Below are 19,207 nucleotides of genomic sequence, written 5' to 3'. Positions count from 1 at the left end.
CATGACCGATCTCGGGGTATACGAACGCTCACTCAGCATGCTGCTGGCGTCCCTGGTGGCGCGCACACCCGGCCTCTCCCACGCCGTCCTCGTCAGCGTCGACGGCATGCCACTGGCCATGTCCGCGGGCCTCCCCCGCGAACGCGCCCTCCAACTCGCCAGCATCGGCGCGGGCATCCTCTCCATCAGCGACGGCGCGGGCCAGGTCATGGACTACGGCCCCGCCAACCAGGTCATCGTCGAGATGGCGGAAGGCCTCCTCCTGGCAGCCCCGGTGGGTCCGCAGATCTGCCTCTCCCTCCTGGCCGTCTCGGAGTGCAGCCGCGAACAACTCGGCTACGAGATCGGCCACTTCGCGGCCCAGGTCCGCCCCCTCCTCGACGAAGCCCTCACCAACACCGGCCAGTTCCCCACCGTCTCCTAACCCCGCCACGACCGGGCAATCCTGTTGGCTCAACCGGTCGCGCGGGGATACGGTGTTCGCCGACACCTGGAGGAGCACCCATTTCCCGCAACTGGACATCGCAGTTTCGCTATCTGCTGTGGCGCCACAGCATCGTCGGTCACAGACCGGCCGCCCCCACCGAAGCTCAGCCCGAACCCCGCACCGTCCACCCCATGCTCGCGCCACGCACGCTACCGCCGCCGCAACGCCACTACTCCGAAGTGGAGTGGCAACGCGTTCGGCTCGGACTTCACGCCATGTCCATGGAGGAGAAGTGGGACGCGTGGAGCGATGGCACCACGCTTCGACTCTCCCGAAGCTGGACCGGCTACGAAATCTACCGCGCCCGGTTCGCGCCCGATGGTGATGGTTGGGCGGTGACCGAGCTACAGGTCGAGACCGACCCGAGTCGGCACCGCGACACCGTCAATCACCCGGGCCAGTTCGTCATGCTCGTCAACAGTTTGCTGCTCGACGAAGACGACACACTGGAACAGTTCCAGCGCGCCGACCGAGGGCTCCGGGCGAGGGCCTCTCTTGAGGGGCTGAGTGTCGGCGACGCGCTCGGTGCTCAGTTCTTCGTGCCGGACAACCGCGAGCACTATCGATCCCAGACCGTCCCTGATGGACTATGGCAGTGGACCGACGACACCCAGATGGCCGCCGTCCTCACCACCCACCTGTGTGAACACGACGAGGTCCGGCAGGACGAACTGGCGCGCGGTTTCGCCGCCGAGTTCGACCTGTACCGCGGCTATGGACCGGGAGCCGCCCGGCTGTTGCGCCGGGTTCGCGACGGGGAGGACTGGCGCCAACTGTCCTCAGAACTGTTCGGCGGCAACGGATCCTTCGGCAACGGCGCCGCGATGCGGGTCGCCCCGCTCGGTGCCTGGTTCGCCGACCGGGGAACCCACCAGGTCGTCGAACAGGCGGCCCTGTCGGCCGAGATCACCCACAGCCATGCCGAAGGCATCGCCGGGGCCGTCGCGGTCGCGGTCGCCGCCGCCCTGGCGGCCGCGGACGAGGTGCCGCCACCCGTCGAACTGCTGACCCAGGTGATAGCGGCAACGCCGCCGGGAGCCGTCCGCGACGGTCTGATGGACGCTCGCGACCTCCCCGACTCGACCCGGCCTGAGGACGCGGCCCGCCTCTTGGGCAACGGAAGCGCCACCACCGCCGCCGACACGGTGCCCATCTGCGCCTGGTTGGCGATACACAACCTGAGCGACTTCCCGGCGGCGTTTTGGGCCACCGCCTCGGTGGGCGGCGACATCGACACCAACTGCGCGATCGTCGGCGGCATCGTCTCCGGACACCTGGGATCAGCGGCGATTCCCACGGAATGGCGTAGCGCACGGGAACCGCTGCCGGACTGACCATCGGAGGCCGCCGAGCGCGGCGAGGTGACGACTCAGCCGTCGTCGCTGGAGTGGCCGGGGAAGAGGTGGGCGTCGGGGTTGATGGCGACGGCGGCGTTGTTGACGGCGGTGGCCGCTTCGCCGAAGCCGGTGGCGATGAGCCGGACCTTGCCCGGGTAGTCGGCGATGTCGCCGGCCGCGAAGACGCGGGGGAGGTTGGTGGCGGTGGTGGAATCGGTGCGTATGTGGCGTTTGTCGAGTTCGAGGCCCCAGCGGCCCAGGGGGCCCAGGTCGGCCGTGAAGCCCAGCGCCGCGACCACGGTGTCGGCCGGGTAGGTGCGGGCGTCGGCTTCGCCCTTGACGGCGATCTCGACGCCGCTGACGGTGCCGTCGCCGAGGATGCGGGCGACTTGGGCGTTGACGACGATCGGGACGCCAAGGTCGCGGACCACGGTGACGCTGCGGGCGTGGGCGCGGAACTTCTCGCGGCGGTGGACCAGCATGACGCTGCGGGCGATGGGGTGGAGGGCCTGGGCCCAGTCGAAAGCCGAGTCGCCGCCCCCGACGATGACGACGTCCTTGTCGGTGTGGGCCGCGAGTTCCGGGACGAAGTAGACGACGCCCTCGCCGGTGAAGGAGTCGGCGGCGGGGAGGGGGCGGGAGGTGAAGCTGCCCAGGCCGCCGGTGATGATGACGGCTCCGAAGCGCAGGCGGGTGCCGTCGGCGAAGGACAGGATCGGTTGGCCGTCGACGTATTCGAGGTCCTCGACCCGGTTGCCGAGCAGGTAGTGGGGGTTGGACATGGCGGCTTGGCGGACCAGGTTGTCGACCAGGTCGCGGCCCTTGATGGCGGGGAACCCGGCCACGTCGTAGATCATCTTCTCCGGGTACATGGCGGTGATCTGGCCGCCGGGTTCGGGCAGCGCGTCGGCCACCACGGTGGACAGGCCCCGGAACCCCGCGTAGTAGGCGGCGAACAGTCCGCTCGGTCCCGCACCGATGATGGCCAGATCGTAGGAGTCCATGTCGCACCACCGCGTTTCGCCCTGGAGAGACTCTGGGTTAACCGTAACGACCGAGCGACATCGCGGCAAGGCACACGCCGGGTGGCGCGTGCCTTGCCGCGATGGGAACGGGATGAAGTTCTATGGCATTTCGGACAGGTGGCCGCCCACGGTCTTGGCGAAGGCGTAGTCGCTGGTCGCGTCCCAGTTGATGGACCAGGTCATGGCGCCACGGATGTCGGGGTAGGTCTTCGGAGGTTTGTGGGAGCCGCAGTTCTCGCCCTTGGCCAGGCAGTCGAGGGCGGCGTTGACCACGGCCGGGTCGACGTGACCGCCGCCCGCCGCCTGGGACGTGGCGGGCAGCCCGAGTCCGACCTGGCTGGGCGACAGGCCGTTCTCCAGTTGGATGCAGGCCAGCGAGGTGAGGAACTCGACCGTGCCCTGCGCGTAGACCTGGCCGTCGCAGCCGTTCATGGAGCCGGAGTTGTAGTACTGCATGTTGACGACGGTCAGGATGTCCTTGATGTCGAGCGCGAGCTTGAAGTACTCGGTCGATGTGGACTGCATGTCGATCGTCTGGGGGGCCATGGTGATGGTGAGACCGTCTCCGGCCTGTGAGGACAGATCTTTGAGGGCGGCTCCCATGTGCTGGGCGTTGATGCCGTGTTCCAGGTCGATGTCGACGCCGTTGAAGCCGTATTCGTCCATGAGGGATTTGACGCTGGATGCGAAGTTGGCCGCCTTGGTCGCGTCGTCGACGACGACGTTGCCCTTCTCGCCGCCGACCGACAGGATGACGTGCTGTCCCTTGTCCTGCAACGCTTTCACGTCGGCCTTGAAGTCGTCGTCGCTGTAGCCGCCGAGGGCGTCGGAGACCTCGGGGCTGACGCCGAAGGTGACCGCACCGGGCTTGGAGGCGTCGGCCTCGGCGAAGGCCGCGGCCACGATGTTGTACTCGGCCGGCACATCGGACAGTCGCTTGACGGTGGAGCCGTTGTCGAAGTTGTGCCAGTAGCCGGTCAGGGTGTGCTTGGGGAGTTCGGCCGTGGACGAGTCCTTGGTGGACGTGTCGTCGGCGTGTGAGGTCAGCGCGATTCCTGTGGACGCCGCCAGGGCGATCGCCGCCACCGCGGCCACGCGCCAATAACGTTTGCCGGTAACGCTCATTGGGGGTTGCCTCTATTTCAATATTTAGTGAACTAACTTTCCTGAGGCAGAGGCTAATGACGCGGAACGCGCCGAGTCAAGATGACTCGGCGCGTTCCGGCAAGACTTTAGAAAGACTTACAGTTCGGTAAGGATTACTACGACCTAGTACCAACCGTTGGCCTGTGAGTGGTCCCAGGCACTGCACGGGTCGCCGTAGCGGCCCTTGATGTAGTCAAGGCCCCAACGGATCTGGGTGTCCGGGTTGGTCTGCCAGTCATCGCCGTGAGAGGCCATCTTGTCGCCCGGCAGCGCCTGCGGGATGCCGTAGGCACCGGACGGGTTGGAGGCCTTCTCGTTCCAGCCGCTCTCCTTGTCCCACAGCGGCTCCAGGCACCCCATCTGGTCGAGGCCGAAACCGGCCTCCTGCAGCAGGGCGCAACCGGCGGCCTTGTTCCCGGAGAATTCCTTGCAGCTGGAGGGGATGTCGACGGTGGATCCGCCGCCGCTCCCTTCCTCTTCTTCCTTCTCCTCGGCCTCTTCCTTGGCGTCCTTGTAGGCGCCGTCGAGAGCCTTGGCCTGGTCAGCGGCGACGTCGGCCATGCTCTCGGCCTTGGAGGAGGCGTCCTGGTTGGCGGCGTTCTTCGCGTAGGAAGCGTGCCAGTCGTAGGTGTCCTCTTGTTGCTCTTCCTGCGTATTCGCCAGGTCGTTCTGGGCCACCGCACGGGGGTCATCGGCGGGGGTGATCCCCTTGTCGGTGAGACCCATGTGAACACCGATCGCGACTCCCGAGATCAGGAGCAGCACGGCGAAGGTTCGGCAGGCCAGCTTGGTCAGCAGGGGAACCACGCGTGGAATTCCTTCCGCAGGCAACATGGGCTCGGCGTCATGGCGAACGCCGCACACCACCATGCCCGAGTGTCTCGGTTTTGGCAATCTCGCGGGTATCGCTGAATGAGGCCGCGGGACACCATACCGCATCTTCCCAAGCAGGCCAACGAACCCGGCACCGTCCTTTTCACACTTTTTGGTCGATTTGCCCGGCATTCACGCCGGTACCGGGAAATCAACCGATCGGTGGACCGGGGTCCACCGATCGGAGACGTCCTAGTAGTAGTTGTTGCTCTGCCAGAAACCCCAAGCGCCGCAAGGGTTTCCGTAACGGTCTGCGATGTAGCCCAAACCCCACTCGATCTGGGTGGCCGGGTTGCTGCTCCAGTCGGAACCGGCGCTGGCCATCTTGTCGCCCGGCAGCGCCTGCGGGATGCCGTAGGCGCCCGAGGAGCCGTTGCTGGCCTGGTGGTTCCAGCCGCTCTCGTGGTCCCACAGCTGCGACAGGCAGTCCATCTGGTCGGTGCCGAAGCCGTGGTCGTCGAGCATCTTGCAGGCGGTCAGCTGGTTGCCCGAGAAGCCGTCACAACCGGGAGCCGGAGCCTCGGTCTTGGGCTTCTCCTCTTCCTCGGTGGCCTTGGGCTTCGGCTTCTTCTCCTTCTCGGTCTTCTCCTTCTCGGGAGCCGTCGAAGGGTGCGGTTCCGGCGACAGCGACTGACTGTCACCGGCGTCGGCGGTGGCACTCGGTTTCGCCGCGGCCGGTTCGGATCCGTTGCTGGCGTAGCTGACGCCGGTCCAGGCTCCCGCGACGAGCGCGAGCGCGACCACTCCGACCAGGCCCAGCCGCAGCCTGGGCTGGCTGGTCACCCAGCCGCGCAGGCGCTGTCCACGCGAGGTCTTTCGGGTCGGCTCGACGTTTTCTTCGGGCGCGTCGTTCACGATCTGTCCTCTTCGCTCGCTTAACACGGTCGTTGCCGAGCGAAGGTCCCCAGGACGTCCGAACGGCAACAGCTGCGAACCCTGCCAGCGAAAAACGTTCAGCGACAAGGGAAGCGCACGAAGTGATGACGACAGTCAACACAGACGTATGAGTTTTTGTGACTCGTGTGAAAACAGAGGTGAGGTATTCCACCCGACCCCTACCGGGTATCCAAATCCCGCAAGGGATTCGGAATTCGACGCCGGATCAGACCCCGAAGCGGCGTTGCCGGGTCGCGTACGACCGCAGCGCCCGCAGGAAATCGACCCGCCGGAAGTCGGGCCAGTTCATGTCGCAGAAGTAGAACTCCGAGTAGGCCGACTGCCACAGCAGGAACCCCGACAGCCGCTGCTCACCGCTGGTGCGGATCAGCAGGTCGGGGGCGGGCTGGCCGTGCAGATAGAGGTGCTTGGCGATGTGCCCCTCCTCGATGAGGTCGGCGACCTCGTCGAGGGTCTTGCCGCCGCGGGCGTACTCCTGCAGCAGCGACCTCACCGCGTCGGCGATCTCGCGGTGGCCGCCGTAGCAGATCGCCAGGTTGATGATGGCGCCGTCGTTGCGGTCGCGGGTGCGTTCGGCGGCGTCCTTGATGACGGTGGCGTGCTTGGCGGGCAGCAGGTCCAGCGCGCCAACGATCCGCAGCCCCCAGGGCTGGCCCTCCTCGGCCAGCTCCACGGCCAGGTCCTCGATGATCTGCAGCAACGGGTCGAGTTCGGCGGCCGGACGGGACAGGTTCTCGGTGGACAGCAGCCACACCGTCACATGCCCGACGCCCATCTCGTCGCACCAGCGCAGCAGCCGCTTGATGTGTTCGGCACCCTCGCGGTGGCCGTCGTTGGGGTTGAGCAAGCCCATGTCCTTGGCCCAGCGGCGGTTGCCGTCGACCATGACCCCCACATGTTGAGGAAGCGGCTTGCCCTCCAGTTGCCGGGCAAGCCGCTTCTCGTAAACCTTGTACAGCAGATCGCGCAACACCACGCCGGACAGCCTACGCCGGTGTATCGCGGCAGTTGAGCGGCTACTGGGACAGATCCTTAACCGTTCAGGCGGGCCTTGAGCGCGTCGAGTTCGGCCCACAGGACGCCGGGCAGCTTGTCACCGAACTTCTCGAACCACTCGGTGATGAGCGGCAGCTCGGCCCGCCACTCCTCCGGGTCGACGCGCAGCGCGGCGGCCAGGTCGTCGGCGTCGAGGTCCAGGCCCTCGGTGTCCAGCGCCTCGGGGGTCGGGACGAACCCGACCGGGGTCTCCACGGCCTCGGCGGAGCCCTCCAGCCGCTCCACCACCCACTTGAGCACCCTGCTGTTCTCCCCGAAGCCGGGCCACAGGAAGCGCTTGTCCTCGCCGCGGCGGAACCAGTTGACGTAGAAGATCTTGGGCAGTTTCGAGTCGTCGCCGGAACCGTCGGCCCCCTTGCCCATCGCGATCCAGTGCGCGAAGTAGTCGGCGCCGTTGTAGCCGATGAACGGCAGCATCGCCATCGGGTCGCGACGCACCACGCCGACCTGCCCGACGGCGGCGGCGGTGGTCTCCGACGACAGGGTCGCGCCCTGGAACACGCCGTGGGCCCAGTCGCGGGACTGGCTCACCAGCGGGATCGTCGAGGCGCGGCGGCCTCCGAACAGGATCGCGTCGATCGGGACGCCCCGGGGGTCGTCATAGGAGTCGGCCAGGATCGGGCACTGTTTGATGGGAGTACAGAAGCGACTGTTCGGGTGGGACGACAGTTCACCCGAGTCGGGCGTCCAGTCGCGACCCTTCCAGTCGGTCAAATGCGACGGTGCTTCTCCCATTCCCTCCCACCAGATGTCGCCGTCGTCGGTGAGGGCCACATTGGTGAACAGCGAGTTTCCCTTCGCGATGGTGCGCATCGCGTTCGGGTTGGTGGTGTAGTCGGTGCCCGGCGCGACGCCGAACAGTCCGTACTCCGGGTTGACGGCGTACAGACGACCGTCCTCACCGAACCGCATCCAGGCGATGTCGTCGCCGAGGGTCTCGACCTTCCAGCCGGGGATGGTCGGCTCCAGCATCGCCAGGTTGGTCTTGCCGCAGGCGCTCGGGAAGGCGCCGGTGACGTGGTAGACCTTGCCCTGCGGGCTGGTCAGCCGCAGGATCAGCATGTGCTCGGCCAGCCAGCCCTCGTCGCGGCCCATGACCGAGCCGATGCGCAGCGAGTAGCACTTCTTGCCCAGCAGCGAGTTGCCGCCGTAACCGGAGCCGTAGGACCAGATCTCCCGGGTCTCGGGGAAGTGCGAGATGTACTTGGTCTGGCTGCACGGCCACGGCACGTCGGTCTGGCCGGGTTCCAGCGGCGCGCCGATCGAGTGCAGCGCCGGGACGAAGTCGGCCTCGGTACCCATCGCGTCCAGAACGCCCGAGCCCATCCGGGCCATGATGCGCATGCTGGTGACGACGTAGGGCGAGTCGGTGAGCTCCACGCCGAACATGGGTGATTCGGCGGTCAGCGGGCCCATGCAGAACGGGATGACGTACATGGTGCGGCCACGCATGCACCCCCGGTACAGCTCGGTCATGGTCGCCTTCATCTCGTCGGGCGCCATCCAGTTGTTGGTGGGTCCGGCGTCGGCCTCGTCGACCGAGCAGATGAAGGTGCGTTCCTCGACGCGGGCGACGTCGCTGGGGTCGGTGCGGGCCCAGAACGAGTTCGGTTTCCGGTCCTCGTTCAGGCGGACGAGGGTCCCGGCTGCCACCAGTTCATCGGTCAGCCGCTGCCACTCGGCGTCCGATCCGTCGCACCAGACCACCGTGTCCGGAGTGGTGAGTGCGGCTACCTGTTTGACCCATTCACGAAGTTTCGGGTGCTGTGTGGGTGCTTCGTCCAGGCCGGGGATAGCCGGAGATGCGCTCATACGGGTGCTCCTTTGAGATGTGTGCCCGCTACGCCGGATCGCGGCGGAATGCGAAGGCGGGAAAACGCCCGCGGCACCGATGCCGCGTTTGATGGCCACAGGCTATGCCCGCGATCTTGGTGTGACGGAGCCCAAACCCGGTCGTTGCGCTGCTGAAGCACCGGTTTTTCGCAGGGTGCCGCGCGTCCGTGCGGGTTTCGAGCGAAACCGGTACATGAACACGCAGCGACGTGCACGTTGTGCTTTCCATCGGGGACTTCGCCGCCCCGATCGCCGGACACGTCGTCCTCGAAACTCCCCTCCGGGTTTCGAGGACGACGTGTCCGTTCGCGTGAACGCGTCGCTCAGGTGATGTCGGGACCCTTGCGCCGCAGTTCGTCAACGCTGGACATCGCCGAGCGCAGTTCCATCAGCCAGGAGTCGGCGTGTTCGCCGACCAGTCGCACACACCAGGCCAGCGCGTCCGACCTCGATCGTGCGACACCGGAGTCGACGAGAGTGTCCAGCACCCGACGTTCGGGCTGACGAAGCCGGGACATGACCGGGATCGTCTGGTGGGTGAAGACGATGCGGGTACTGCCACAGGCCGCTCCCCAGCTGGCCCGTCGCTGATAGCGGTGCTGGATCTGCTGCGAGATCTGCACCCGCTGGTCCCGGGTGGCCTCCCGGAACCGGCTGATCCGGCCCTCCTCGGCCGCCGCCCGGTCGGCCTCGGTGGCGTCGGATTCGTGCTCGGGCTCCTCGAGGTGCCCGATGATGATCAGTTCGTCACGGTCGGCCGACACCTCGGGCAGCGAGACGAACCAGTCGTCGGGTACCCGACCGGCTATCCAGCTGGCCGCGTCGTCGGCTTGCGGGACATCCGCGTATCGCCAACTCGCGGTGTTGTCCTTGGGATGCATGCACACCTGCCACAAATTCATTTGCGACGAGTACCGACTATTAACCGCTAGCGCCGCAAGACCGTATTGACGCTTACAACATTACACCACTTCTAGCGAATTGTCAGTCAGGGTTACAGAAAAACCCCGCGCCCGGATGGGCGCGGGGTCGAACGTCGCTGAGGTTCAGTCGGTCTTCTTGGCCTCGGAGTTGACGGCGGTGTCGTCCTGCCTGGGGAACTCGGCGGGCAGCCGCTTGATGCGCTTGTTCATGTTGCGGATCAGCAGCACGGTCACGATGGCCAGCACCACGATGATGAACAGGCCGGTCGGCCCGGCCAGGCCACCGCCACGGGTGTCACCGAAGTTGTTGACGCCTTCCTCGGCCAGAATCTCGATCACGGTTACAGACTACGCCGCGTCCTCCGGGGACGGCAGCCGCCAGTTCACCGGTTCGGCACCCTGCTCGGTCAGCAGTTCGTTGGCGCGGCTGAACGGCCGGGAGCCGAAGAAGCCGCTGCGGGCCGACAGCGGGGACGGGTGCGGCGACTCGATGCAGGGCAGTTCGCCGAGCATCGGCCGCAGGTTGCGGGCGTCGCGTCCCCACAGGATCGCCACCAGCGGGCTGCCGCGCTGTGCCAGCGCCTTGATGGCCTGCTCGGTGACCTCCTCCCAGCCCTTGCCGCGGTGGGAGGCGGGAGCGCCGGGAGCCACCGACAGCGCCCGGTTGAGCAGCAACACGCCCTCGTTGGTCCACGGAGTCAGGTCTCCGTTGGTGGGCAACGGAAAGCCGAGGTCGCTCTTGTACTCGTTGAAGATGTTGACGAGGCTCTTGGGCAGCGGACGCACGTCCGGCGCGACCGCGAAGCTCAACCCGATCGGGTGCCCCGGCGTCGGGTACGGGTCCTGGCCGACGATGAGGACCTTGACCTCATCGAAGGGCTGTTTGAAGGCCCGCAGCACGTTTTCCCCGGCGGGAAGATACTTGCGTCCCGCCGCGACTTCGGCGCGCAGGAAATCCCCCATCTCGGCTATCTTGTCGGCGACCGGCGCCAAAGCCTTGGCCCAGCCCTTTTCCACAATCTCATCCAATGGTTGTCCCACAAGCGAAAGCTTAGTGGTCGGCACCGACACTCCTGTGTCGGAGGGCACAGGCGGCCGTCAGTCCTCAGTGAGCACCGGAGCCCTGCATCGTCACGGCGTAGCCCGCGTCCTTCAGCGCCGACAGGAGGTGCGCGGCGTGGTCGTCGCCGCGGGTCTCCACCGACAGCGCCACCGTCACCTCGCCGACGTAGTGGCCGCGGTCGTAGCGCTGGTGCATGACGTCGATGACGTTGCCGCCGCGTTCGGCGATCAGGCCCAACATGGACGCCAGCACCCCGGGCACGTCGGAGCAGCGCACCGTGAACCGCAGGAACCGGCCCGAGGCCGCCAGGCCGTGTTCGATGAGCCGCAACAACAACAGCGGGTCGATATTGCCGCCCGACAGCACCACCACGGTGGGCGGTTCGGCGGCCAGCACCCCGCTCAGCAGGGCCGCGGCACCCACGACCCCGGCGGGCTCGACGAGCAGTTTGTTGCGCTCCAACAGGACCAGCACCGCCTGCGTGATGTCCTCCTCGGACACCGTCACGACGTCGTCGACGAGGTCACGCACGTGCGGGAAGGTCACCTCTCCGGGGCGGCCCACCTTGATGCCGTCGGCGATGGTCGCGTACGACGACAACCGCACCGGCCGCCCGGCCCGCAGCGACGGCGGCATGGCCGCGGCCTGCTCGGCCTGCACCCCGATCACCTTCACCTCGGGACGCAGCGCCTTGGCCGCCACCCCGATGCCCGAGATCAGGCCACCGCCGCCGACACCGGCCACAATGGTCTTGACCTCCGGGCACTGTTCGAAGATCTCGCAGGCCACCGTCCCCTGCCCGGCGATGACGTCCGGGTGGTCGAAGGGGTGGATGAACACCGCGCCGGTGGCCTCGGAATGCTCCCGGGCCGCCGCCAGGCAGTCCTCAACGGTCGAGCCGACCAGCTCCACCCGGGCCCCGTAGCCCCGGGTCGCGGCCACCTTGGGCAGCGGCGCGCCCGAGGGCATGAACACCGTCGCCGCCGCGCCCAGTTCCGCGGCCGCCACCGCCACGCCCTGGGCGTGGTTACCGGCGCTGGCGGCCACCACGCCGCGAGCGCGTTCGGCCTTGGACAGCCTGCTGATGCGCACGTAGGCGCCGCGGACCTTGTAGGAACCGGCCCGTTGCAGGTTCTCGCACTTGAAGTACACCGGCCCCGGCACGCTGTCCATGCCGCGCGAGGGCTCCATGGGAGTCACGCGGGCGAAGCCCGACAGTGCCTTGCGGGCGGCGAAGACCTCGTCGACGGTGACAAGCGACGTCATGGACGTGATCATGCCATCGATGAACACGGTCTTCGCCGCCCGTGCGTGACTATCCCTCGAAGGGCTCCAGTTTCAGGACCTTGACCTTGAGTTCGGCACCCGAGGGGGCGGTGTAGGTGACCGTGTCGCCCTCGGCGTGGCCCAGGATCGCCGCGCCCAGCGCGGACTCCGGACTGTAGACGGTGAGGTCGGTGGTCGCGGAGATCTCACGCGATCCCAGCAGGAAGGTCTCGGTGTCCTCGGGGTCGTCGTCGAAGGCGATCGTGACAACACTTCCCGGCGTGACGCCCTTGACGTCCACGGGTGCCTCGCCGACCTGAGCCTTGCGCAGGAAGTCCTCGAGGTAGCGGATGCGGGACTCGATCTTGCCTTGTTCATCCTTGGCGGCGTGGTAGCCGCCGTTCTCGCGCAGGTCACCCTCCTCCCGGCGCGCGTTGATCTCGGCGGCCATGGCGGGCCGGTTGGCGATGTGCTCGTCGAGTTCGGCCTTGAGCCGGTCGTAGGCCTCCTGGGAGAGCCACGCGCCTGTGGAGCTGTTGTCGGTCATGGACACGGTCGCATCCTCCGGACGATAGGTAGATGGATATGGATATGGAGCTTTGATGAATGTCGCGACGAAGTGCTGATTTATGGAGTGGGTGGTCTCGATGCCCGGTCGTCGACCAAACCCCTAGAGTACCGGCACAGCGCCGCTCGACTCAACGAGCCGGATAACACCGCAGTACTTCGCCGGTGACCGGCTTGGCGCTGGTTTCCAAGGTGTATTCGACTCTGACCTCGGATTTCGCTGCCGGAATCTCCGCCTCGGCCTGGCCGACGTCCGCCCCGTCGGCGGATCTGGCCCGAATCTGGCAGATGGCGGCCTGCCCCTCGGGTTTGAACACCTCGAAGGTGATCGACACCGAGGATTCCGCGGTGTCGAAGCCGACCACCTGGTGGCTGAAGTCCGTGCCGCCGTATTGGTTGTACATCGACAGCGACACGAACAGGCCGCCCGCGACGAACACGGAGCCGATCGCGGCCAGCACCCATTTCTGCGCCTTGCGGCCTTCTCGCCGACGCCCGTAGCGACCGGGCGGAAAACGCACGGCAGTGGTGCGTGTCTCGTCCATGTTCGTCGCCTTTTCTCGTGGGTCGTCGTACCGTAATTCGCGGTGATTCGACCGGCAAAGCCGGAAGAATCGATTGTGGCAGACGGTTGGTAACGGCAGCCGCGTCGGCCCGAGTCGGTCGGACGCGAGCGCAAGACGAACCAGCTTACAGCAAAGGCGAGAATGGTGACTGAGAAACTGCGGTTGATGGCTGTCCACGCGCACCCGGACGACGAGTCGAGCAAGGGGGCCGCGACCATGGCCCGCTATGTGGCAGAGGGCGTCGATGTGCTCGTGGCGACCTGTACCGGAGGCGAGCGGGGCAGCGTGCTCAACTCGAAGATGGATCGACCCGAGGTGTGGCGCGACATCACCGGCATCCGTGCCAAGGAGATGGAACGCGCCCGCGAGATCCTGGGTGTCAAGCAGGCCTGGCTGGGTTTCGTCGACTCCGGGTTGCCCGAGGGCTGGCTGCCGGACTCCGGCATCGACCTGCCGGAGGACTGCTTCTACCTGGAACCGCTGGAGGTGGCCTCCGCGCCGCTGGTGCGACTGATCCGGGAGTTCAAGCCGCACGTGGTCATCACCTATGACGAGGACGGCGGTTACCCGCACCCGGACCACATCAAGACCCACGTGATCAGCATGGAGGCTTTTGACGCGGCCGGAGATCCCGAGCGCTACAAGGAGTTCGGCGAGCCCTGGCAGCCGTCCAAACTGTACTACCACATGTCGTTCGGCCGGGCCCGGCTGACCGCGCTGCACGAGGCGGTGCTGGCCGAGGGCCTGGAGTCGCCCTACGGCGAATGGCTGGAGAGCCGCGACTGGACCGACGACAAGGGCGAGCGTGTGACCACCAAAGTGGAGTGCGCGTCCTATTTCCCGGTGCGGGACGAGGCCCTCAAGGCCCACGCCACCCAGGTCGACCCGGAGGGCTTCTGGTTCCGGGTTCCCATGGAGATCCAGCAGAAGGCGTGGCCGACCGAGGACTACGAGCTGGTCAAGTCGCACGTGGCCACGACCAAGCCCGAGGACGACCTGTTCGCCGGACTTCGCTAAAGCTTTACCGCGTCCCGGCTAGTTGTGGCTGGGGTCCGCGGGGTAGTGCGCCACGGCGGCCAGCAGGCCGCCCTGGCGTCGCCACACCATGGCCCACAGGTCTTCCGGTCGGGAACCGAAGGGGTCGCCGGGCAGGGAGTCGAAGACCATCCAGGCTCCGTCCTTGAGCTCGTCGTCGAGCTGTCCGGCACCCCAGCTGGAGTAACCGGCGAACACCCGCATGCCCTCCAGCCGGTCGGCCAGCGGCTCGGGGTCGACCGACAGGTCCAAAGTGCCCAGACGTCCGGCGAAGGGCTTGAAACAGGACGGTTCGCCGACGCCGCTGCGCATCCAGCCCAGCGCGATGGCCGCCTCGGGCTGCACCGGACCGCCCTCGAACAGCACCGCGGGTTCGCGGGCCAGCTCGCTCCAGTCGCCGAGCACCTCGGCGACCGGGACCTCGGTGGCCCGGTTGAGCACGACGCCCAGAGCGCCCGCCGACTCGTGGCTGACCAGCAGCACGACGGTGCGCTCGAAGTTCGGATCCTGGAGAGCTGGGGTGGCCACGAGGAGCCGCCCGACCAGTGACCCGGCCTGGTTCTCTACCGTTCCCGGTTCTTGTGGTATCACGGGTCGGCCCTCCTGCTAGTCCGCATTGGGATGCGCTGCCTTTCCTACCTCGCACGCTATCGGCCTTTGCGGGACAATGCAAACAGCGCGACGAACTTTACCGACGAATTGCCGCTTTCGCGTCGGCAATCCGACAACCGGCGTCCGCATCCGGCCCCCGGCCTGCGCCCTAGGCCAGCGGAAGCCTGACGTCGAAGCGGCAGCCGCCCGCGACATTGCTCACCGCTATCCGGCCGTTGTGGGCGGACACGAGTCCGTGCACGATGGCCAGTCCCAGCCCGGCGCCGGTGTCGCCGCGACGCGGATCACCGTCGGGAGTGCGGGCCGCCTCGCCCCGAAACGCCACGTCGAAGACCCTCGGCAGATCGTCGGCCGGGATCCCGCCGCAGCTGTCGGCCACCGACACGAGTCCGTATCCGGCGGCCGCGCCACTGTACACCGTCACGGTTCCACCCGAAGGGGTGAACCGGATCGCGTTGCGCAGCAGGTTCTCCATGATGCGCAGCAGTTCGGGGTGGCTGCCGGTCACGATCACGCCGCCGGGTTCCTCGTGTCGCAGTTGGACGCCGTAGCGGTGCGACAGTGGCTGGACGGCGGCCATCGCCTCGGCGGTGACCTCCGGCAGCGACACCGGCCGCAGCTGCGGCCGTACCGCCCCGGCGTTGATACGGGACAGTTCGAACAGGTCGTCGACGAGCCGCGACATCCGCATCGTCTCGTCGCGGATCCGGCGGTGGTACTCGGCCACGCCCGCCTCGTCGCGGACCACGCCGTCGTCGAGGGCCTCGGTCAACGCCCGCAGACCCGCCAGCGGGGTGCGCAGGTCGTGGCTGACCCAGGCCACCAGTTCGCGGCGTCGCGCCTCCAGCTGCCGTTCCCGGGCCCGCAGTTCCTCCTGCCACATCGCCTCGGCGGTCATGCGGCGTCCCAGCCACACCGCGATCGCCAGGCCGACGGTTCCCGACACACCGACCAGGATGAGGACGACATTGAGGTCGTGGGTGTTGAGGAACATCTCCACCGAAGCGCCCACGATCGCCGCCAGCAGCGCCAGCACGGTGATGACGAGCAGGGCGCTGACCATGACCGTCACCGATCTGCCGCGCAGCCGCCGCAGTACCAGCGCGCCGGGCACCGCCACGGCGACCGCGCAGATCACCGCGATGCCCAGCAGTATCAGCATGTCCTTCATGACGTGGCCTCGAAGCGGTAGCCGACGCCCCACACCGTCACGAGCCGTTTGGGCTGCGCGGGCGCGTCCTCGATCTTCTCGCGCAGCCGTCTGACGTGGACGGTGACGGTGGACTGGTCGCCGAAGGTCCAGTCCCACACCCGTTCCAGCAGTTCTGCCCGCGAGAACACCTGACCGGGGTGCCGCAGCAGGAACTCCAGCAGGTCGAACTCCCGCACGGTGAGGTTCAGTTTCGTGCCGCGCAGCGTCGCGACCCGGGAGCCGGGGTCGAGGATCAGTTCGCCGTCGGTCAGCTGCTCCCCCGGCCGCTCCGCCGCCTCGGTGCGGACCGCGCGGCGCAGCACCGCCGCCACCCGCAGCACCAGTTCGCGCGGCGAGAACGGCTTGGACAGGTAGTCGTCGGCGCCGACGCTCAGTCCGGCGATGCGGTCGGACTCGTCGCCCAGCGCGGTCAGCATGATGACCGGCACCTCGGACTCGATGCGCAGTGCCCGGCACACCTCGATGCCCGGCAGTTTGGGCAGCATCAGGTCGAGCACGACCAGATCGGGCCGCCCGGACCGGTACTCGGCCAGCCCGGACAGCCCGTCGGCGGCGAGGGTCACCCGGTACCCCTCCCGCTCCAGATAGCGACGCACCACATCAGACACGTTGGGGTCGTCCTCGACGACGAGGATGTGAGCGATCTGTTGCGTCATGCGAAAACTCTAGCCACACCGTCTCGGGCGGGGGCTGTCGCTCACATTTCGCCGCCGATGTCGACGACGTATGCCTCGTGAAGCAGGTCGGATACCCGGCGGCGGTGCTGGCGCACCTCGTCGAGCAGCTGCCGCACACTCGCGGCCAGCGTGGCCGGTGACAGTTGGGAACCGATGGCCACCAGCGCGTCGGCGCGGGAGGCCAGCTGTTCTCGTTCGGCACCGATCCGCCGGATGGCGCGTGCCAGCCGGGGTGCGTCCCGGAAGAGCTCCTCGGCACCGGCAGCGTTGTAATTGTTGGGAGACAGGGCTTCTCGCAGTGCGGTAAGCCCTTCGCGGACGGCGTCTCGCCAGCGCCGCTCCGCGGGTCTTGTACGGATGTCCACCTCGAGTTTCGCGATGGCGACACCACAGCGATCAAAGGGAAGCGCGGTAATAGACATGGCCCAGCCCTCCTTATGCGCGCGCGAGAGCTTCCAATGATCTTCCCCGATACGGAGGGTGTTTGTCCAGAGCCTGAATGAGGTTCCTATGCCTCTTGACACGCGTTGACGAGTCGTTGACACTTCCGGAGGCTCGACCGGTAGGGTCGGGTGCGAAAACTGATCTTGGTGTGCCGGGAAGTCTGGTCGGCGACGCAACCGCCCCCTGCCCGACAGGAGCCGCCCGCTGTGACTTGGCAAGCCTGGGCCGCCATCGCCGTGTTCTCCGGCGCCTACGTCCTCATCGCGACCGAGAAGATCAACAAGGTGACCGCCGCACTGGGCGGCGCCGTCCTGATGTTCCTCATCGGCGCCTCCACCGCCGACACCGCGTTCTTCGAGCAGAAGACCGGCATCGAGTGGAACGTCATCTTCCTGCTGTTGGGCATGATGCTGATCGTGGCGGTGCTCAAGCGCACCGGTGTGTTCGAGTTCCTGGCGATCTGGTCGGCGAAACGGGCCAAGGGCAGGCCGTTCAAGGTGATGGTGATCCTGGTGCTCGTCACCGCGATCGCCTCGGCCGCGCTGGACAACGTCACCACGGTGCTGCTGATCGCGCCGGTGACGTTCCTGGTGTGCGAGCGGCTGAACCTGCCGGTGGTGCCGTTCATCATCGCCGAGGTGATGGCCTCCAACATCGGCGGCACCGCGACGCTGATCGGCGACCCGCCCAACATCATCATCGCCGCGCAGGGCGAGCTGAGCTTCAACGACTTCCTGATCCACATGGCGCCGCTGGTGGTGCTGCTGATCGTGGTGTTCGTCGGGCTGTGCTGGCTGATGTTCCGCAAGAAGTTCCGCTACGACCCCGAGCGGGTCGCCTCGATCATGGCGCTGCGGGAACGCGACGCCATCAAGGACCCGCTGCTGCTGATCGTGTCGCTGACGATCCTGGGCCTGGTGCTGGCCGCGTTCACACTGCACACCGTCCTGCACGTCGAGGCCTCGGTGGTCGCGATGATCGGCGGGCTGACGATCTTCGCCGCCGCGCAGGTCATCGCCTCACCGGTGGTGATGCGGCACCGGCACTCGAACCTGTCGCCGAACCGGCTGTCGGGCCAGTCGGTGTTCAAGGACGTCGAGTGGGAGACGCTGGCGTTCTTCGCCGGGCTGTTCATCATGGTGGGCTCGCTGGTGCACACCGGGGTCATCGGCACGGTCGCCTCGGCGGCCTCCGACGCGATGGGCGACAACCTGCTGGGCGCCTCGATGGTGCTGTTGTGGGCCTCGGCGGTGCTGTCGGCGATCGTCGACAACATCCCGTACGTGGCGACTATGGCCCCGATCGTCGACCAGCTCGTCAACGACGCGGGGAACACCTCCCAGTCGCACGTGCTGTGGTGGGCGCTGGCCTTCGGCGCCGACCTGGGCGGCAACGCCACCGCTATCGGCGCCTCGGCCAACGTGGTGGCGCTGGGCATCGCCGCCCGGGCCGGGCACAAGATCTCGTTCTGGGAGTTCACGAAGTACGGGCTCGTCGTCACCTTGGTGACGATTTCGATCGTCACCCCCTACCTGTGGCTACGGTATTTCGTGTGGGCCTGATCGGCACTCGCGGCACGGATTGGTGATGATCCGGACGCGGCGAACGCGTTTCCTTGGGTCAACGAACAACCCCTTCGATGCCCCAGGGAGTCGGCACCATGTCCTATCCGCCGCAGTACGGCCATCCACAGCGACCACAGGGTTATCCACAGCCGCCACAGGGTTATCCACAACAGCAGTACGGCTACCAGTACCCGCCGCAACAGCAGCGCCCGGGTTACGCCCCGCCGCCGCAGTTCCAGCAGCGGCCCCCGGCGTACCAGCCGCCCGCGTACCAGCCGGCGCCCAAGCGCCGCAAGAACATCAGCTGGCTGGGGCTGGTCCTGGTGGTCGTCTTGGGCGGCGGTTTCTTCGCGGTCCAGATGACGAAGTCGGAGCCGAACGTCGGCCAGTGCCTGGCCAGCATGGACGACCGGTTCATCGGTGGTCTGGAGATCGTGCCGTGCGACGGCGCCAGCGCCAAGTTCGAGGTCGTCAACAAGCAGTCCGGCCGGGGCAACCCCTCGGTGTGCCTGGACCACCCGGACGGTGAGAGCTTCTCCGAGCGGGGACGGCGGGGCAAGATCTACTGGGAGATCTGCGCGGTGCCGGTGAAGTAGCGCGACGGCCGACGATGAGGACGCGA

20 protein-coding genes and 1 pseudogene are annotated in these 19,207 nt (G+C 67.2%); 5 read left to right on the top strand and 16 right to left on the bottom strand.

What is annotated here, in order from left to right; genetic code table 11:
• Window position 1 precedes the first annotated feature (1 nt).
• Window positions 2–424, top strand: coding sequence for a roadblock/LC7 domain-containing protein (locus SNAS_RS03635; protein WP_013016021.1), 423 nt, complete (start codon window positions 2–4; stop codon window positions 422–424).
• A gap of 194 nt (window positions 425–618) precedes the next feature.
• Window positions 619–1,821: an ADP-ribosylglycohydrolase family protein gene (locus SNAS_RS03630; RefSeq protein ID WP_244409105.1), complete on the top strand. Its 1,203-nt coding sequence runs from the start codon at window positions 619–621 to the stop codon at window positions 1,819–1,821.
• 35 nt (window positions 1,822–1,856) lie between these two features.
• Here SNAS_RS03630 and SNAS_RS03625 read toward each other — a convergent pair whose 3' ends face one another.
• The 12 genes and pseudogenes from SNAS_RS03625 to SNAS_RS03570 form a co-directional block, all read right to left on the bottom strand.
• Window positions 1,857–2,828 (bottom strand): NAD(P)/FAD-dependent oxidoreductase, encoded by a 972-nt coding sequence (locus SNAS_RS03625; RefSeq protein WP_013016019.1) that lies wholly within the window; start codon window positions 2,826–2,828, stop codon window positions 1,857–1,859.
• Window positions 2,829–2,948: 120 nt separating this feature from the next.
• Window positions 2,949–3,974, bottom strand: a complete 1,026-nt coding sequence (locus SNAS_RS03620) for a chitinase (protein ID WP_013016018.1) — start codon at window positions 3,972–3,974, stop codon at window positions 2,949–2,951.
• Between the two features lie 144 nt (window positions 3,975–4,118).
• On the bottom strand, window positions 4,119–4,802 hold the full coding sequence (locus SNAS_RS03615; RefSeq protein WP_013016017.1) for an aggregation-promoting factor C-terminal-like domain-containing protein: 684 nt from the start codon (window positions 4,800–4,802) through the stop codon (window positions 4,119–4,121).
• A 258-nt stretch (window positions 4,803–5,060) separates the two neighbouring features.
• Window positions 5,061–5,723 (bottom strand): aggregation-promoting factor C-terminal-like domain-containing protein, encoded by a 663-nt coding sequence (locus SNAS_RS03610; RefSeq protein WP_013016016.1) that lies wholly within the window; start codon window positions 5,721–5,723, stop codon window positions 5,061–5,063.
• 247 nt (window positions 5,724–5,970) lie between these two features.
• Window positions 5,971–6,741: an isoprenyl transferase gene (locus SNAS_RS03605; RefSeq protein ID WP_013016015.1), complete on the bottom strand. Its 771-nt coding sequence runs from the start codon at window positions 6,739–6,741 to the stop codon at window positions 5,971–5,973.
• Window positions 6,742–6,797: 56 nt separating this feature from the next.
• A complete protein-coding gene (locus tag SNAS_RS03600; protein ID WP_013016014.1) occupies window positions 6,798–8,633 on the bottom strand; it encodes a phosphoenolpyruvate carboxykinase (GTP) in 1,836 nt (611 codons plus the stop codon).
• Between the two features lie 344 nt (window positions 8,634–8,977).
• A complete protein-coding gene (locus SNAS_RS03595; RefSeq protein ID WP_013016013.1) occupies window positions 8,978–9,556 on the bottom strand; it encodes a hypothetical protein in 579 nt (192 codons plus the stop codon).
• A gap of 174 nt (window positions 9,557–9,730) precedes the next feature.
• Window positions 9,731–9,916: pseudogene (locus SNAS_RS03590) on the bottom strand (hypothetical protein); the annotation flags it as partial.
• A 9-nt stretch (window positions 9,917–9,925) separates the two neighbouring features.
• Entirely contained in the window at window positions 9,926–10,618 is a 693-nt protein-coding gene (locus SNAS_RS03585) for a uracil-DNA glycosylase (RefSeq protein ID WP_244409104.1), read from the bottom strand.
• A gap of 64 nt (window positions 10,619–10,682) precedes the next feature.
• Window positions 10,683–11,906, bottom strand: coding sequence for a threonine ammonia-lyase (gene ilvA / locus SNAS_RS03580; protein WP_041625520.1), 1,224 nt, complete (start codon window positions 11,904–11,906; stop codon window positions 10,683–10,685).
• Window positions 11,907–11,955: 49 nt separating this feature from the next.
• Window positions 11,956–12,453, bottom strand: coding sequence for a transcription elongation factor GreA (greA, locus tag SNAS_RS03575; RefSeq protein ID WP_041624529.1), 498 nt, complete (start codon window positions 12,451–12,453; stop codon window positions 11,956–11,958).
• 151 nt (window positions 12,454–12,604) lie between these two features.
• A complete protein-coding gene (locus SNAS_RS03570; RefSeq protein WP_013016008.1) occupies window positions 12,605–13,018 on the bottom strand; it encodes a DUF4307 domain-containing protein in 414 nt (137 codons plus the stop codon).
• Window positions 13,019–13,183: 165 nt separating this feature from the next.
• Between SNAS_RS03570 and mca the strand changes: the two genes are divergently transcribed.
• Window positions 13,184–14,056, top strand: a complete 873-nt coding sequence (gene mca, locus SNAS_RS03565; RefSeq protein WP_041625518.1) for a mycothiol conjugate amidase Mca — start codon at window positions 13,184–13,186, stop codon at window positions 14,054–14,056.
• Window positions 14,057–14,074: 18 nt separating this feature from the next.
• Here the strand turns inward: mca and SNAS_RS03560 are convergent, their stop codons facing one another.
• The 4 genes from SNAS_RS03560 to SNAS_RS03545 all read right to left on the bottom strand — a co-directional run bounded on the left by SNAS_RS03560 (window position 14,075) and on the right by SNAS_RS03545 (window position 16,998).
• Window positions 14,075–14,665 carry a YqgE/AlgH family protein gene (locus SNAS_RS03560; RefSeq protein ID WP_013016006.1) on the bottom strand — a complete coding sequence of 197 codons (591 nt, stop codon included), beginning with the start codon at window positions 14,663–14,665 and terminating at the stop codon, window positions 14,075–14,077.
• Window positions 14,666–14,834: 169 nt separating this feature from the next.
• Window positions 14,835–15,857, bottom strand: coding sequence for a sensor histidine kinase (locus SNAS_RS03555; protein WP_013016005.1), 1,023 nt, complete (start codon window positions 15,855–15,857; stop codon window positions 14,835–14,837).
• A complete protein-coding gene (locus tag SNAS_RS03550; RefSeq protein ID WP_013016004.1) occupies window positions 15,854–16,555 on the bottom strand; it encodes a response regulator transcription factor in 702 nt (233 codons plus the stop codon). Before SNAS_RS03550 ends, SNAS_RS03555 begins: the two co-directional genes overlap by 4 nt.
• A 41-nt stretch (window positions 16,556–16,596) precedes the next feature.
• Entirely contained in the window at window positions 16,597–16,998 is a 402-nt protein-coding gene (locus tag SNAS_RS03545) for a hypothetical protein (protein ID WP_013016003.1), read from the bottom strand.
• A gap of 228 nt (window positions 16,999–17,226) precedes the next feature.
• On the opposite strand from SNAS_RS03545, the gene SNAS_RS03540 reads away from it, so the two are divergent.
• Together SNAS_RS03540 and SNAS_RS32325 are read left to right on the top strand one after the other, a co-directional pair.
• Complete coding sequence (locus tag SNAS_RS03540) at window positions 17,227–18,582, top strand: ArsB/NhaD family transporter (protein WP_013016002.1); 1,356 nt, start codon at window positions 17,227–17,229, stop codon at window positions 18,580–18,582.
• 98 nt (window positions 18,583–18,680) lie between these two features.
• On the top strand, window positions 18,681–19,181 hold the full coding sequence (locus tag SNAS_RS32325; RefSeq protein WP_013016001.1) for a hypothetical protein: 501 nt from the start codon (window positions 18,681–18,683) through the stop codon (window positions 19,179–19,181).
• The last annotated feature ends 26 nt before the right edge of the window (window positions 19,182–19,207 follow it).

This window comes from Stackebrandtia nassauensis DSM 44728 (assembly GCF_000024545.1).
GTDB classification, from domain to species: domain Bacteria; phylum Actinomycetota; class Actinomycetes; order Mycobacteriales; family Micromonosporaceae; genus Stackebrandtia; species Stackebrandtia nassauensis.
The sequence above is the reverse complement of the archived record's forward strand: the minus strand, read 5'-3'. Positions and strand labels throughout refer to the sequence as shown.